16 protein-coding genes are annotated in these 15,113 nt (G+C 47.5%); 13 read left to right on the top strand and 3 right to left on the bottom strand.

Features of this window, described 5'->3' with window-relative positions; all coding sequences use genetic code 11:
* The first annotated feature begins 34 nt into the window (after positions 1-34).
* Complete coding sequence (locus AC3WRW_RS23045; RefSeq protein WP_492548655.1) at positions 35-1,072, top strand: Gfo/Idh/MocA family protein; 1,038 nt, start codon at positions 35-37, stop codon at positions 1,070-1,072.
* A 287-nt stretch (positions 1,073-1,359) separates the two neighbouring features.
* On the opposite strand, the gene AC3WRW_RS23040 is transcribed toward AC3WRW_RS23045, so the two are convergent.
* Positions 1,360-2,256, bottom strand: coding sequence for a YitT family protein (locus AC3WRW_RS23040; RefSeq protein WP_492548619.1), 897 nt, complete (start codon positions 2,254-2,256; stop codon positions 1,360-1,362).
* Positions 2,257-2,294: 38 nt separating this feature from the next.
* Positions 2,295-2,657, bottom strand: a complete 363-nt coding sequence (locus tag AC3WRW_RS23035) for a hypothetical protein (protein ID WP_492548618.1) — start codon at positions 2,655-2,657, stop codon at positions 2,295-2,297.
* 268 nt (positions 2,658-2,925) lie between these two features.
* On the opposite strand from AC3WRW_RS23035, the gene AC3WRW_RS23030 reads away from it, so the two are divergent.
* From AC3WRW_RS23030 to AC3WRW_RS23015, 4 genes are all read left to right on the top strand, one after another.
* Entirely contained in the window at positions 2,926-4,845 is a 1,920-nt protein-coding gene (locus AC3WRW_RS23030) for a DUF2334 domain-containing protein (RefSeq protein ID WP_492548617.1), read from the top strand.
* Between the two features lie 38 nt (positions 4,846-4,883).
* The gene (locus AC3WRW_RS23025; RefSeq protein ID WP_492548616.1) at positions 4,884-5,318 is read left to right on the top strand and encodes an NUDIX hydrolase; all 435 of its coding nucleotides are present in this window, start codon (positions 4,884-4,886) and stop codon (positions 5,316-5,318) included.
* A 562-nt stretch (positions 5,319-5,880) separates the two neighbouring features.
* A complete protein-coding gene (locus tag AC3WRW_RS23020) occupies positions 5,881-6,930 on the top strand; it encodes a YheC/YheD family endospore coat-associated protein (RefSeq protein WP_492548615.1) in 1,050 nt (349 codons plus the stop codon).
* Positions 6,931-7,031: 101 nt separating this feature from the next.
* Positions 7,032-7,241, top strand: coding sequence for a hypothetical protein (locus tag AC3WRW_RS23015; protein WP_492548614.1), 210 nt, complete (start codon positions 7,032-7,034; stop codon positions 7,239-7,241).
* A 24-nt stretch (positions 7,242-7,265) separates the two neighbouring features.
* Here the strand turns inward: AC3WRW_RS23015 and AC3WRW_RS23010 are convergent, their stop codons facing one another.
* Positions 7,266-7,565, bottom strand: a complete 300-nt coding sequence (locus AC3WRW_RS23010) for a hypothetical protein (RefSeq protein WP_492548613.1) — start codon at positions 7,563-7,565, stop codon at positions 7,266-7,268.
* Between the two features lie 107 nt (positions 7,566-7,672).
* Here AC3WRW_RS23010 and AC3WRW_RS23005 point away from each other — a divergent pair, with 107 nt between their 5' ends.
* The 8 genes from AC3WRW_RS23005 to AC3WRW_RS22970 all read left to right on the top strand — a co-directional run bounded on the left by AC3WRW_RS23005 (position 7,673) and on the right by AC3WRW_RS22970 (position 15,111).
* Positions 7,673-7,981: a hypothetical protein gene (locus AC3WRW_RS23005; protein WP_492548612.1), complete on the top strand. Its 309-nt coding sequence runs from the start codon at positions 7,673-7,675 to the stop codon at positions 7,979-7,981.
* A gap of 14 nt (positions 7,982-7,995) precedes the next feature.
* The gene (locus AC3WRW_RS23000; RefSeq protein WP_492548611.1) at positions 7,996-8,466 is read left to right on the top strand and encodes a hypothetical protein; all 471 of its coding nucleotides are present in this window, start codon (positions 7,996-7,998) and stop codon (positions 8,464-8,466) included.
* A 146-nt stretch (positions 8,467-8,612) separates the two neighbouring features.
* Positions 8,613-9,371, top strand: a complete 759-nt coding sequence (gene hisA / locus AC3WRW_RS22995) for a phosphoribosylformimino-5-aminoimidazole carboxamide ribotide isomerase (RefSeq protein WP_492548610.1) — start codon at positions 8,613-8,615, stop codon at positions 9,369-9,371.
* A 72-nt stretch (positions 9,372-9,443) separates the two neighbouring features.
* Positions 9,444-10,814 carry a PDZ domain-containing protein gene (locus tag AC3WRW_RS22990; RefSeq protein WP_492548609.1) on the top strand — a complete coding sequence of 457 codons (1,371 nt, stop codon included), beginning with the start codon at positions 9,444-9,446 and terminating at the stop codon, positions 10,812-10,814.
* A gap of 84 nt (positions 10,815-10,898) precedes the next feature.
* Entirely contained in the window at positions 10,899-12,449 is a 1,551-nt protein-coding gene (locus AC3WRW_RS22985) for a tetratricopeptide repeat protein (protein ID WP_492548608.1), read from the top strand.
* 115 nt (positions 12,450-12,564) lie between these two features.
* Complete coding sequence (locus AC3WRW_RS22980) at positions 12,565-13,467, top strand: S-layer homology domain-containing protein (protein WP_492548607.1); 903 nt, start codon at positions 12,565-12,567, stop codon at positions 13,465-13,467.
* Between the two features lie 131 nt (positions 13,468-13,598).
* Positions 13,599-13,769 carry a hypothetical protein gene (locus AC3WRW_RS22975; protein ID WP_492548606.1) on the top strand — a complete coding sequence of 57 codons (171 nt, stop codon included), beginning with the start codon at positions 13,599-13,601 and terminating at the stop codon, positions 13,767-13,769.
* Positions 13,770-13,890: 121 nt separating this feature from the next.
* Positions 13,891-15,111: a CapA family protein gene (locus AC3WRW_RS22970; protein ID WP_492548605.1), complete on the top strand. Its 1,221-nt coding sequence runs from the start codon at positions 13,891-13,893 to the stop codon at positions 15,109-15,111.
* Positions 15,112-15,113: the final 2 nt, after the last annotated feature.

Below are 15,113 nucleotides of genomic sequence, written 5' to 3'. Positions count from 1 at the left end.
AAGAAAGATTGAGTTTGCAGAGGAGCGTGTACATATGACGGCTATGTATCGAATTGTAATTGCAGGTTGCGGAAGCATGGCAAATGTCTGGGTTGATTATTTGGTCAAACGGGAGGATTGCATGATCGCGGCCCTCGTCGACATTAAAAAGGAATTTGCGCAGGCGATGGCGGACCGCCATCATCTGACGTGCGGCGTTTACACGGATCTGGAGCAAGCCATTGGCGAAACCGGCGCGAATCTGGTGATGGACATTACGATTCCGGCCAGCCATTTCCAAGTGGCGACAACGGCGCTGCGTCATGGCTGCAATGTCTTCGGCGAGAAGCCGATGGCCGCCACGATGGCGGAAGCGCGGGAGCTCGTGCAGCTGACGGAGCGGACGGGGAAATCGCTGTCCGTCATGCAAAACCGCCGCTACAACGCGAACATCCGCGCCCTGCGGGAACTGATCCACGCGGACACGATCGGCCGCGTGGGCTTTGTGGGGGCCGATTTCTTCCTCGGCCCGCATTTCGGGGGCTTTCGCGATGCGATGGAAAGCCCGCTAATTCTTGACATGGCGATCCATACGTTCGATCAGGCTCGCTTGATTACGGGGGCAGACCCCGTGTCGGTGTACTGCCAGGAATTTAACCCGCCGGGCTCCTGGTACGCCGGGAATGCTTCTGCGATCTGCATCTATGAGATGTCAGACGGCACGGTTTTTTGTTACCGCGGCTCTTGGTGCGCGGAGGGAGCGCCGACCTCTTGGGAGGCGTCATGGCGCGTGACGGGCGAGAGGGGCACGGCGATTTGGGACGGCGCGGGGGCGCCGTACGCCGAGATCGTGGCCGGCGGCGACCAGACCGGCAAGTTCCTCCGCGAGCATACGCGAGTTGACGCGGAGGTGAATTGGCCGGGCCGGAGCGGCCATGCGGGCGGTCTGGACGAGATGTTCGCAGCGCTGCAGGAAGGGCGCCCTGCGGAGACGGACTGCCGCGACAATATCAAGAGCATGGCGATGGTGCTTGGCGCCTTAGACAGCGCGAAGAGCGGCCAGAAGATCGATCTGAGGGGCTACTGGAGCTAAGAAGAGGCAGATGGGGAAAGTTTTGTTACGCCTGTGACGGACGTCAACAGTTAGATAACTGGAAAATCTCCATCTAAATTGCTTCGAAGTTGACCACTCGGGGAAAATAAAAGAAAAAACTCCCGCTACTTTGACCGAATTCCGTGAATTCTCACGAAACCGGCGCAAATAGAGGGAGTTTTCCGACTAAATGGATCTAGCAAGCTCCTGTAGTCAAATTAGAGGGAACATTTTTCCTTATTTTGACCACGGATGTATCTATTGTGGTTCTTCGCAGACAGTCTCTTTTAGTGAATGTCCTTTTTCTTGAAGCGTCCGCCTTTGACATCGTGGATATTGCCGATGGCGAGAAAGGCTTTGGGATCGAGCTCGTCGACGATGGACTTCAATTTGGCCTCTTCCAGTCGGGTAATGACACTGAAAATAACCTTTTTATCATCTCCGGTAAACGCGCCTTCCCCGTTCAAGTAGGTGACGCCGCGGCCTAACCGGGAGGTGATGGAATCCCCGATTTTGCTGAACTCATCACTGATAATCCAAACCGATTTGGATTGATCCAGACCTTCGATCGTAATATCGATCATTTTAAAAGCAATATAATACGCAATCAGCGAGTACATCGCATGATCCCATCCGAATACGAATCCTGCGCTGCCTAGAATGAAGAAGTTGAAAAACATAACAATTTCGCCAACGGAGAAAGGCGACTTCTTGCTGAACAAGATGGCGACGATTTCAGTTCCATCGAGCGAGCCGCCGGAGCGGATGACAAGCCCGACGCCGATACCTAGAATAATACCGCCGAATACTGCAGCTAACAAGGGATCGATCGTGAACGCTTGCACCGGGTGCAGCAGGGTCGTTCCGATGGACATTAGGATGACAGAAAATAGCGTCGATAGGGCAAAGGTTTTACCGATTTGTTTATAGCCGATTAATAAAAACGGTAAATTTAGCAAAACAAGAAAAATTCCTAAAGACAAATGTGTTAAGTGTGACAAGATAATCGAAATACCGACGATACCGCCATCAATAATGTTGTTCGGTACCAGGAAGACTTCTAAAGCTACAGACACTAGGCCTGATCCAATGATCATAAACAAGATTCTGCGTAAAAATTTGAGCCTGGTCAACTTTTGGTGCTGAGAGATTGTTTGTTCAATTCCATTAGGTTGGTTAGACATGTAGGTTCCTCTTTTCCATATTTCATTTCCATTAGCGCCTATGAAATAGAATAAATGAGGCCCGTGTAACCCGAAATGAATTTAAGGAAGGAGAGCAGTATCGCTTTTAATCTTAGCCAAATCTTCTTCACTATATAAACGATAAAAATGACAAAAACGGTAATTTCATACTGGGTATAAACATCATAAGGCCATTGAAGCTTATCGATGTGTTTATAGATCGTTTTCTTGGCAGGAGAAAGATCCTGAATGGAAAGAACTTGCGTCGTATTGGCAAGAACAAGTATTTCGGTATCGGAAGAAAAATGATGTGAAATTGGCGGTGTCAAAGGAAATACGAATAAGCCGAGAATGATCCAGACCAATATTTTCCATTGGTGCCTCCGTGTAAATCGATGCAAGGGTCATCCCCTCCTTGGATAGCGTTAACCAAATTTGCTTGAATTGTAGCACTTCATTTTAACTGAGTCAAACGACTTGGTCGAATAGCGCTTACAAAAAGCTGCCTGAATGGTGTAGAAATAATGATTTCCCACTCATTCGAAATGATTCATCATTTTTTGGAAAGGAAATAGAGCCGGTTACAGCCAATTATTAACGTATCACGATCGATCATAACCGTTATTCATTAACATCATGGGTTCAGCTTTCTTGGGGGGAATTTGCTTGATGAAAAAGTTATGGCAAAAAAATGGCTGGCTGCGGTATGCGATTGCCGGATTAGTGTCCTGCGGTTTATTTCTCGGGCTGTATCATATCATGACAGTAGAAGGGGCCGATAACAATCCGCGATTTATGATGCTTCGTTTGGAAGACATCGGACCTGGCGGTTATTATAGTACACTTGAGGGGCTTGGCAAGCTAAGGGCTGTCCTTGACTATTTGGATGAGCAGCAGGTGCATTTCAGCGTGGGAGTCGTTCCCCGGTGGATTAATATATCGGCGGAAGGAGCCCGTTACGATAAATCCATCGATCAGTTGGACGATACGTATATACAGGCGTTTAACAAGATTATTAAAGATGCGGCCGCGCACCACGCAACAATCGGCATGCACGGTTATACGCATCAGGTGGGAGATGTGCGCCGCGAGGATGGCCATCATGCATCCGGAATCGGCAATGAGTTTAACATCAGTGATTTGCCGGAAACAGCGACCGCTGCTTTTGCGGAGAGTCGGGTAAAAGAAGGCTGGGGGCGCTTCCGCAAAGCCGGTATTACGCCTGAGTTCTGGGAAGCGCCGCACTATCACACTGCGCCTGAGCAGGATAAGGTGTTTCGGTCTTATTTTGGACTGCAGTATCAACCGGATGTAACGATTGATCCGAATCCGCCGGCAGCGAAATATGAAAATTTTGTAAACAAAGGTTTTGGGAGCGCTTCTCTGGGGAGCGTGTATGTGCCGACAACACTTTCCTACATTCCAGCAGGTAAAGATGAGAAGTTTATTTTGAATCAATTAGCGGTGCCTGGACGCATTTATTCTTTTTTCTATCATCCTTTTTTGGAATTCAGTCATTTGGAGCCAACGCTCGATGAGTTGGGCATTCCTGTCAGCAGGGAAGGCATCCCGGTCTACCAATATGAAGGCGACAACAAAAGCGTGCTGCAAAGACTCATCAAACAAATCCAGATGAAGGGGTATCCTTTTTATTCTATCCATGATTATGTGCCTTTTACGCCTGCTCAGCGCGTGAAGGTCGGAAACCCGAAATCGACGCTTGTGCAAATTGGAAATGTCAGCGGCAGAGATCAGGCGGATATTGTGACTTGGGATAAGCAAGCTGGTGCAATCTCAGTCATCCAAGGGCAATTTAAGGAATTGCGCAATGACCGCCAGCCGGCTCCCCAGCAGTGGGCATCGGTACCGTATACCGATGGTTCCGCTTTTAGTCTGAACAGTAAGATCGATGGCAAGAAAAAGGGACTTTGGATCGTGCGGCCAACGGGCAAGCTTGAAGCCTACGCATCGACCGGCAGTTCTTTCAAACGAAGCGAGATGTGGACGATTCCAGCCAATCGGTGGTACGACTTATATGAAATAAGACAGCCCAATGGAGACTGTATTCTTGCCGGCCAGTCGCAGGATCGGACCAAATTGCTTGGTGTTTACATGCATGAAGGCGAAGTTAAAGCCATTAAGCCTTATACGTTCAAGTCAAGCACATCCCGTGATTTGATCGTTCGAAGCATGCTGCACCACGACGAACAAAAATTAATGCTATTTAAAGAGAATACGTCGCAAGGTGTGGAATTTGAGCTTGATCAGGCGAAAATGCAGTGGAAGCTAAAGACGGTAGAGCTCGACATTCCGGATGAGCTGGGCAACATTCGGTTCGGCGATTTTAATGGAGACGGGAAAGAGGATATTCTCCGCTGGGATTCAAAAAACTTAACCCATCGCGTGTATCAGCAAACAGATGACGGGACATATAAGCTGTTATCCATTTTTGGACCGTGGGGAAAAGCGAACGAGCGACTTTCTGTCGCAGACTTCGATGGTAACGGCAAAGCGGACATCGCGATGTACTCGAGCGAAGACGGCTTTTTGGATGTGGCTTTATCGTTTCAGAGCGATCATGTAAAATAGATGAGGTTCACTCGGAAACAAAAATTTGGAGGATCACCATGCGAGCACCTATTTTATATGGATCGGTACACATTTTATTTTATCGAAATGATGAGGTTTTATTATTAAAGCGGCAAAATACCGGATTTCAGGACGGCAATTGGAGCGTCGTTGCCGGAAGGATGGACGGCCATGAGGAAGTCGTTGCGGCGGCGATCCGGGAAGCGAAGGAAGAGGCAGGGGTTGACATTTTGCCGGAGCAGCTGACTGTGATTGGGATGATGCACCGCAAGAATACGTCATCCGAGTGGGTGGATTTCTTCCTGATCGCCCGCGAATGGAACGGGGAAATCACGAATATGGAGCCCGAGAAATGCGAGCAGTTGAAGTGGTTTCCTATGGATGAGCTTCCGGATAATATGGTTAGCTATATTCGATTAGCAGTCGAGCATGATCAGGAAGCGCTCTGGTTTGAGAGTGTTGGTTGGAGATAGAGAGGGTGAGACGTTGTTTTCCTTGCTAACGGTCAGAGAGGCTCTTATTCAATGAAAAAGAGCCTCACCGAGCATGTAACGGACACCAGCGCTGCTGCTTGCTCAATTGGGGACTGATTTCTCTTCGCAGTTGGCAAATAAGTCCCCTGGTGTCCGACAGCAGAGAGGACACGACGCTTTTCGCAAAAATAACGGCTGCTGTGTCCGAAGCGTGATGAGCCATAGGACTCCTGCAGCCCGATCGGTGTAACGGAAATAAACGGCCGGAATCATCCTATTCCCAATTCCCTCCCCACGCTCCAACGTATAAGCTTAGACAAAGACCTAGCCGCAAGGCTAGGTTTTTTTTCGTAGTTCAGAAAGTATAAGTTTATACTTTCACTTCGTGCCTACCTTGGAAAACGCACCCGTTCTAAAAGGACGACGCAGTCGTTTATCCTTATTTGCTGCTCGCGGCCCGAAAGTTCATGTGAAAAAAACACATGAACTAGCTCGCTTCGGACCAGATAGACACCAATTGCATACAGTAATAAAGATGATTTTACTTGGTGGAGGTGTTAACGTGCGCAATGTAGTTGGCATTCTTCTGGATCGGGAAACATATGCAGGCATTCATCGTAAACAAACAGGGTATGAACAGATTGATCTTTATAATCAAGCGGCCGAGAAGCTCGGTATCAAAATTTTTTATATGTGCTTGCAGCAGCCGAAAGGGAATACAGTCATTGGTTTATACGTTGAGAACGATGCTTATCGCTTGATCCGGCTTCCCATCCCGAAAGTCATCCATAACCGTGCGATGTCACTGAAACCTGACTTGCAAGCAAAATTGAAACGTCTCGCCCGTTCAAGTTTAATCTTTAATCGTCAGAATCGTTATGACAAACTGCGAATCAACAAGCTGTTATACACGAAAAAGTCGCTGCGGGAACACCTCCCCGAGACTTTAGCGTATACTCGGACGAATTTGCTAGAGGCTATGGAGCGATTCCCGGCATTTTTCGTCAAACCGACGAACAGCTCAATTGGGCAGGGGATTATTAAGCTTTCCAAGGAAACGGATGATACTTGGCGGCTGTTCTGGAGCAATAGCCAACCCAAACGGGTAAGCAAGGAAAAGGCGCTCGCCTATATTCAGGAGAAGGTCGGGAAGCATTCTTATCTTATCCAACAAGCCATTCCTTTAGCGACATACGAAAGCAGACCCTATGATTTACGAGTTTCGGTTCAGCGCGGTGAAAAAGGGATGTGGCAGGTAAGCGGGATCGCAGGAAAAGTCGCCGCCCCCGACAGGCAGGTGACGAATCTGGCCAAAGGCGGTGAAGCCCGGCGATGCGAGGAATTGTTTGCAGGCAGCGGCTTTCATCCTGAAGACATGAAAGCGGAGGTAGAGAAGGTATCGCTTCGAATTGCTGGAATTTTGGGTGAACGATTGCCGATTCTGGCGGATGTGGGACTCGACATGGGCATTGATCAAACGGGTCATATTTGGTTCATTGAGGTCAATGGAAGGGATCAAAGGTATGAATTCAAGAAGCTAAAAATGGATGAAACCTATTACCGGACATATGAAACTCCTCTAGTGTTTGCCAAATATATGCTAAATAAATAGATGGGGGCGATCGCACGGTTGAAATGGAGAAATCATCTAGTACACTAGCAGAGTAAAGCGAATATAGTACTAACATAGCATAGTAAAGGTGGAGGCAGAAAGTGAAAAATCGGGTTTTGGTTATTAAAATGAATCTGTTGCCCTGGTACAATGAGCTCAATGATGCTTTGGAGATCAGCCACCCGGCTTTTCCAGGGATTGTCCGTGAGAGAATTACATCGTTTGGCGACTATTCCATCATCGCGATTAACCGGCTTGAAACGAGATTAAGAAGAGATGCTGCAAATGGCAAAAACCTCCAAGATTCGTGAAATACGAATTGGAGGTTTTTCTTTTTACAGGTGAAATCTTTCGATTTGTTCCCATTGCTGTTCAAGCTCTAATATTTTCCGTTGGATGGGTCCAAATAAGTCGTAGTGGGGATAAGAAGGACTATGGTGAATATAACGCGGATTGAGACCGTGTGACTCACACCAGGTGGTTAGCCGCTCCAAATTCGAACAGCCTACCTTTGTCACAGTTTTTATGCCGCTAAATCGCTCATCGAGCCAATAGTGGGTTAAAAAGGCGATTTCGCCGCGCTTGACGGCTTCCTGCCAACGAATAAGTTCCTCTCTTTTTATGCCAAAGGCCATAGCGGTCTCCGTCCTGCTGTTTATTTTCATGCGAAAGGCTTAGAATATATAAAAGTGTGTTATAATTATACAATACATCATTGGTTCATGGAAAAGGGGCACACAAATTGAATGTTCATTTGAATTTTACGAACAAAGGCAAGCTGGTTATAGAAAATTTTAATAATGAGGAATTAATTGAGATTTTCAGTCGATATATGAACACATTGACAAAGAAATATGCCGTCGATGTTAACGTTCCTGAAGAGGCTAATCAAAATATCGTCCAAGATGGCAACTTCAAAGTTGTTCTTTCCAATGTGCAATGCGATGTCGACACCTTCTTCAAGGAGCTAAGCCGGGATATCAAAGTACCTTTGAAGAAAAGGTCGGAAGGCAAGTTGGAGAACGTTTTTAAAATTCAAGTGATGGAGTAACCGGCGGAGGTCTTATGCTTAGTTTAGAACAAAAGTTAGCGATTGTGGAATCATTTCCCGAGTTGCAGCGCAAGGATGTTTCTCTGGGACGGATTAATTTTCATTATGAGAATAGCAGCTATGATAAAAAGATCGTCGTCTATCATCTCCACCCGAACGGCAACGGATTTGTTTATGCGGAATATGTGAAAGGCTATCCGACAGACAGCAAAGGATTAATTAATATTCGCGATTTTAGCGAGGAAGAGCTTCGTGTTATTATTCAAAAGTCGATTCTTTCCTTAACGGCTGCTCCCTCCAAAGTTCAGCCGGAAATCAGCGCCCAACAGGAAGAGCTTTGGACCGATGATGAAGGCCACGTTCTTGCCGTTACTTTCGTCGAGGATCTGTGGTACGTTTATGCCGGAAGCAATCTGGATTGCGCCTTTGAAACGTACGAAGAAGTTGAAGAGTACATGGCCGAAGAAGGATTCGCCAAGCAATAAATCAGCTGCATAAGGCAAGGGGCCATCCCAGAAGGTTTGGGAGGGTCCTTTCTTACTTAAGAAGACATGTAGGTCCTTTGGAAGAATGTGCTATAATAGTTGGACAATCAAGCTAGCAACAATTAGGGATAGTGAGGGGAAAGTCATTGGAATTTCGGCCATGCATCGATCTGCATAATGGAAAGGTGAAACAAATTGTAGGTGAAACGTTAGGCACAGAGGAAAATGCCATTATTGAAAATTTTGTCTCTTCATATGATTCCAAGCATTACGCCGCGATGTTCAAAAAGGATCGATTACTAGGCGGACACGTGATTATGCTGGGGGAAGGGAACCAGGATGAGGCTGTCAGCGCGCTTCAAGAATATCCCGGCGGATTGCAAATCGGCGGCGGTATTCATGCGGACAATGCCAATTATTATTTGGACCGCGGCGCTTCCCATGTCATTGTGACTTCTTATATTTTCCGTGATGGACAGCTGAACCGGGATAACTTGGACAGCATAGTGAAGGCGGTTGGAAAGAAACGACTAGTCATTGATCTCAGCTGCAAAGAAAAGGACGGGAAATGGTTTGTAGCGACGAACCAATGGAAGCAGTTAAGCAATTTTGAACTGAATGAAGCAAACATTCGGTTTCTGGAGCAATACTGCGATGAGTTTCTGATTCACGCAGTCGATGTAGAAGGCAAGCAAAGCGGTATTCAGCAAAGTCTCGTAAGCACGCTCGCGAAATGGGTAACGATACCGACAACCTACGCCGGCGGAGCAAGATCCTTCGCGGATATTGAGCTGTTTAAACAATTATCGGATGGGAAGCTGGACATTACGATTGGCAGTGCGCTTGATATTTTTGGCGGAACCCTTTCGTACGATCAAGTTGTCGCCTATATGAAAGAGCAATGAATTTGAGATGAAGTAGCGAACTCTCTTTAGGAGAGCATCTGCTACTTTTTTACATAGGGAAGGATGCTTAGAATGGCTCTTTGGCAAAAGCTTTACTACTCGGCAATGGTCTTGATTATGCTGCTGGTTGTTACAGGCGAGTTGATTTGGCTCCCCGATCCGCTGCGGTTTGGCGCCTCCATTTACTGGATTGACGTGATCGATGAATTGCTGTATGTTCTTGCCCTCGTTCCATTGTTATGGATGACCGGGGCCCTTCTCCATCTATTCTCGGACACTCAGATCTGGTTGAGAATCCGAACGTTGGCAGTTTTCGTATCAGGTTTGACGAGTGCCATCATTGTGATGACGATACCGAAAAAACTGGAATATTCGGCAGGGGCCTTGATTCTGACTTGGCTGCTGGTCTTTGTGGATTTATTTGTCCATGAACGGAAGCGTCGTAAACTGCCAATTCGGAGTATAAGCATTTTTGCGGCTATGGCGGTCTTTCTATTGGTTATGTTTTGGCCTACGAAATACTTGGTTACGTATCCCGGATTGACCTTGAATATGAACCGCTATGCGCAGGCGGCTGGAGGAAGCGTTCATAGCGATATGGCGGGCGTGCTCGTTTTTGAGCGTCCTGCTTTCCCTATTGATTGGGTCTACGCGAAACTTTTTGCCAAGTATACGTTCGAAGTCGAAAACTTAGGTATGACGTTAGGCGAATACAATCAAGAAGTGCGGCTCATGAAGGAGGACGCGAATGCCGCAGGAAGTGCCATTGCTTTTCAAAAGTTGGGAAAAGGGAAAGGAATCACTTCCAGCGGCGTGCGGATTACGGCCATCCTCAAAGATAGCCCGGCATCCGGCCGTATACAGCTTAGCGATGTCATTCAAGAAGTGAACGGGCAAGCCGTTACAACGATTCAGGAGCTCACTGAACGTATGAAAATGGTCAAGCCTGGCGACCAAGTATCGCTTATCGTGCTGCGCGGCGGCCAGAAAGCAGCCCTGCAGGCTGCAACGCGTCCGAATCCCGACGATCCAAGCCGTGCAGCTTTCGGTATTCAAGTAGCGAATGAATGGCAATACGATATTCCTATGCCGGTGAACTATCATGATTATTTATTGCATGAGGGCGGGCCCTCGCATGGCGCCATGCTGGCGCTCACTTTGATAGATCAGCTCACTCCTTGCGGAGTGACTTACGGCAATCATGTCGCCGGTACGGGAACGATGGAACCTGACGGTTCTGTCGGTCCTGTTGGGGGCTTGGAACAGAAAGCATACACCGTTAGCCGAACGAACGCCGATGTTTTCTTTGTTCCTGCCGCCAATGAAGCGGAAGCGAGAAAAGGGGCTGCCCATCTGCAAATCGTGCCCGTAAATACGTTAGACGATATCCTGAATTGGCTGAAAGCTCATCCTAAGGCAGCAGGTCAGTTATCCTGTCCTTAGTATGCCGGAAGGATGCCCACAGAGGTGTTTTATGGTAAGATGAGAAAGGTTTTTGACGACATTCGAGTAAAGTAGGTTCTGTGCATGGCACCAAACGATCAGAAAATGTACCGTTTCAGCGAATCGCCAATCTGGGAGCTGCAGCGGGCTTATTATGAAGAGCAGGGCATTCGGGCATGGCAAAATAATGAGGTTCCTGAATACATAACCAGTAATCCGATGATTGCAAACTCCTATGCGGAGATTATATTTGGTTTTCTTCAAGACCGGGCCAACCAAGGCTGCACGACGGAGCCTGTTACGATTGTTGAACTTGGCGCCGGATCCGGCCGATTGGCTTTTCATATTTTGAAGGAGCTTTGCGCCATGAGGGACTATGCGGGCATGCCGCTTCCCTCTTTTCGCTATGTAATGAGTGATTTGGCACTCAAAAATATCGCCTACTGGCGGCAGCACCCGAGCTTGCGTCCTTATGTGGAGCAGGGGCTCCTGGATTTTGCACAGTTCGATGCCGCAGCGGACACGGAGCTAAACTTAACGGAAACTGGCATCCGCATCCGCAGGGGAGACTTGCAGCAGCCGCTGCTCGTGCTCGCGAATTATTTTTTCGACAGTATCCCGCAAGAGCTGATCTACGTGGATGACCATACCGTTTATGATTGCATGGTATCGCTGCGTTTCTCGGAAGAAACGGCAGATCTGTCCGCCTCCGACATGCTGGAAAGCGTTGCTGCCGAGTATGAATATCGCTTAACAGAGGAATACGGACAAGCATCGTACCCGTATCGCGATGTGATCGAACATTATAGGCATAAGCTGGAGGATTCCCATGTTCTCTTTCCGGCTATAGGCTTGCAATGCCTAGAACGGTTGAACTTGCTCTCGTCGGAGGGCTTTCTGCTGATTACGGCGGATAAAGGAGACCACCGCTTGGAAAGCTGGGAATACAGCGAACCGCCGCAGCTGATCCATCACGGCAGCTTTTCTTTAACCGCTAATTATCATGCTTTGAACTATGTTTGGGAGCAGAAAGGCGCCCAGTGTCTATTTACACAGCATTCTTATCACCACCTGAACATTGGCTGCATGTTGATGCTTTCCAATCCGAACGGTTATGGAAATACGCGACTCGCTTATCGGCGGTTTATAGAGCGCTATGGTCCGGATGATTTTATAACGATTAAAGAATGGTTGGATGGTTATTTAGATGAGCTGGATATGCCTCAATTCCTATCGTTCTGGCGATTGTCCGGCTATGATGTCCAGCTTTTCCTGCAATGTTCAAGCCGGCTTACGGAGATGCTGCCGATGTCTGAGGAAGGTGTGTTTGACGATTTGCGTCAGGGCATTTTCCAGATGTGGGAGGGGTACTATCCGATGAATGCGCAGCATGAAGCTGCTCTCGAATGTGCGGCGCTGTTGTATCACATGGAAATGTTCCAAGATGCTATCGCTTTTTATGAGCGAACGGAGGGTGCTTATTATCAAAACCCGGAAGTACGCTATGCCATGGCAATCTGTTATTACGAGGCAGGGGAAAATGAAGCTGCCCGGCGTTATGCCGAGCTCATCCTGAAAGAGATGCCAGAGCATGAGGGAGCTAAAGCGCTTTTGGCGCTTGAAGATCAGTTCTGAAATCAAATCAGCTATGCCAAAAATTTCAAGAACATTGCAACTTTCTACGGAGAAGCAACGTTAAGAAGGTAACAACAACCATTCCATTTTATTTCGCAAAGGAGAGAAAAGATGAATGAAAAAGTTAGCCGCCATAACGTTGACTACTTTGTTGATCAGTTCGTTGACCGTTAGTTCCGCATTTGCGTTCTCTGACCTGGAAGAGGGGCAGTCGGAAGCTGTATTGGCGCTGAAAAACCGTGGGATCGTGAGTGGGATCGACAGCGAGCATTTTGTTCCTAAAGGTAAAATCAGTTATGCGCAAAGTGTGCAAATGATTGTCAAAGGGTTGAATTTGAATTTGGACACCATTCGTTTCGTTAAGCAGCCAGTGGCATCGGATACGTATACCAACATATCGAATGACGCTTGGTATGCGAAGGCTTTTGTCATTGCATTTTATAACGGACTGGAGATCCCTAAGGATGTAAACCCGAATGCGACCATTACCCGTGAACAATTCGGGGATTTGCTCGTGCATGCGCTTGAAAAGAAAGGGAATTTCCCGCTCATCAAAATGTTTATTGCGATCAAGGATGAGGACCAAATTAATGTGAATTATCAAGGCACCTTGCAAAGATTGCTGCTGTACAAAATCGCCCAGCTCGATAAAGACGGCAATTTCAATCCGAAAGCCGAACTGACGCGTGGAGAAGCGGCCAATTGGGTGTACAAAGCGATTCGCTATGTGGAAACCCATACGCAGAACCAGGCTCCGGTTGAAGAAGTTTCCGTAGAGGTCGAGAAAGTGAATGACGATGTCAACAAAGTGACATTGTCCATAGAATTGCCGAATCCCGGTTATGTTTTTGCCATTCAGGCCATCGAGTTTTCCGCAGACGGCCAGGCTGTTATTAAATATACCGTGCAGCAACCTGACACGGATATGATGTATCCGCAAGTGATTACAAAAGCTAAGGTAGAAACGTATGTTTCTTCCAAATATAAAGCTATTGCCGAGCCTGCTGCCTCGCAATAATTAGGAAGTGCTGCTGCCATGTATGAGGCGGCGGCTTTTTTTTGTACCTTTGCAACCTGTCATTTGAACATGTCCAATTCTCACTCTCTCTCATAGCATATAGCATCCTATTTTTATAGGAGGTGAGAGAGATGAAAATAAACTACTATACGTTAACTTTAGGCTTACTTGGTGCAGCCAAATTGATTCTAGACGCGTACGGTGTAGACATGATTAAAGACGCCGATATGAACGCGATCGCCAACGGTGTTGCTGCCTTGCTTTCCGTTGTCGGTATTTATACAAACCATCAGAAATCGTAATTTCCTTGCGTTGCGTGGGAATGGAATAGGAAGATTTCAGGCTTCGGGTGCGGACTCGGGGCTTTTTTTGTGTAGATGGTTTGGACATACTAATGACAAATGTTCAGCAGGAGGGATCGGCTTGCAGAGAAAACGCTTGATTGTCATTTCATTCATGCTGCTGCTGACCACCGGTTGCTTCTATTCCGCCAAGCTTTCTGTTCCGCAGGAACCCGGACCGCAGGCGAAACAGGTTCAGCCACCCTCGGCCGTGATCCCGTCAATTCCATCGAATCCGCCGATCCCTTCGGTCCCGCCTATCCCCTCTAGAGGGGATGAGCCTAGAGTGGATAAAGCAACATTGGCAGCGATCGGAGACGTTCTGATTCATAGCGAGGTTTATCAAGATGCCAAGCAAAGGGACGGTACCTACAACTTCCACGGCATGTTTGAGGGGGTGCAGCGATATTTGCGCAAACCTGATATTTTAGTTGCTAATCAGGAGACGATGATTGGAGGGAAAGAGCTTAGATTGTCCGGTTATCCGTCGTTTAACAGTCCGCATGAAGTGGGAGATGCCTTGAAGACGGCAGGCGTGGACCTTGTTACGGTCGCTAATAATCATTCGCTTGATCGCGGTGAAAAAGTGATTCAAAGCGCGCTTTCGTACTGGGATAAACTGGGCATTCCTTATACAGGCTCATTCAAATCACAGGAAGATCAGAATCAAATTCGAACGCTGACCCAAAATAACATCACATTTTCGTTCCTAAGCTACTCTTATGGCACCAATGGGATTCCCCATCCGAGAGGAAAAGCGTTTCTAATCAATCGAATCGATGTCTCTCAGATCGCAATGGACGTGGAACAAGCCAAAAGCCTATCCGACGTCGTTGTGGTCGCCATGCATTGGGGGACGGAATATGAGTCATTCCCCAATGAGAGCCAGAAGGAGCTGGCCCGTAAGCTGGCGGATTTAGGCGTACATATCGTCATCGGCAATCATCCTCATGTGCTGCAGCCGCCGGCATGGGTGACAGGGCAAAATGGCCACAAAACGCTGGTGCTTTACTCGTTAGGCAATTTTATATCGGCACAAGGCGGAGTAGCCAAACGCGTGGGAGGAATGGCGGCGATAGACGTCATCAAAACTACCGTGAAAGATCGTTCAACGATTGCATTGAAACATCCGGCTTTTCTTCCAACGTATACGACTTATCGAAAAATGACACAGTTTAAGGTGATTCCAATGCTTCAAGCCACTAACGAACAGCTGAACAACAGCAGCTTTCAGTATGAACTCATCAAAAAACATATGAGAACCTACATGCCAGAGCTGATCTTCATCGGTAGCGGCAAGTAGCG

Source organism: Paenibacillus sp. FW126-R14 (assembly GCF_058789495.1).
The sequence above is the reverse complement of the archived record's forward strand: the minus strand, read 5'-3'. Positions and strand labels throughout refer to the sequence as shown.

Coding starts and splice junctions, on each gene's coding strand:
- AC3WRW_RS23045 (WP_492548655.1), top strand. CDS start 35: ATGACGGCTATGTATCGAATTGTAATTGCAGGTTGCGGAAGCATGGCA.
- AC3WRW_RS23040 (WP_492548619.1), bottom strand. CDS start 2,256: ATGTCTAACCAACCTAATGGAATTGAACAAACAATCTCTCAGCACCAA.
- AC3WRW_RS23030 (WP_492548617.1), top strand. CDS start 2,926: ATGAAAAAGTTATGGCAAAAAAATGGCTGGCTGCGGTATGCGATTGCC.
- AC3WRW_RS23025 (WP_492548616.1), top strand. CDS start 4,884: ATGCGAGCACCTATTTTATATGGATCGGTACACATTTTATTTTATCGA.
- AC3WRW_RS23010 (WP_492548613.1), bottom strand. CDS start 7,565: ATGGCCTTTGGCATAAAAAGAGAGGAACTTATTCGTTGGCAGGAAGCC.
- AC3WRW_RS23000 (WP_492548611.1), top strand. CDS start 7,996: ATGCTTAGTTTAGAACAAAAGTTAGCGATTGTGGAATCATTTCCCGAG.
- AC3WRW_RS22990 (WP_492548609.1), top strand. CDS start 9,444: ATGGCTCTTTGGCAAAAGCTTTACTACTCGGCAATGGTCTTGATTATG.
- AC3WRW_RS22985 (WP_492548608.1), top strand. CDS start 10,899: ATGGCACCAAACGATCAGAAAATGTACCGTTTCAGCGAATCGCCAATC.
- AC3WRW_RS22980 (WP_492548607.1), top strand. CDS start 12,565: ATGAAAAAGTTAGCCGCCATAACGTTGACTACTTTGTTGATCAGTTCG.
- AC3WRW_RS22975 (WP_492548606.1), top strand. CDS start 13,599: ATGAAAATAAACTACTATACGTTAACTTTAGGCTTACTTGGTGCAGCC.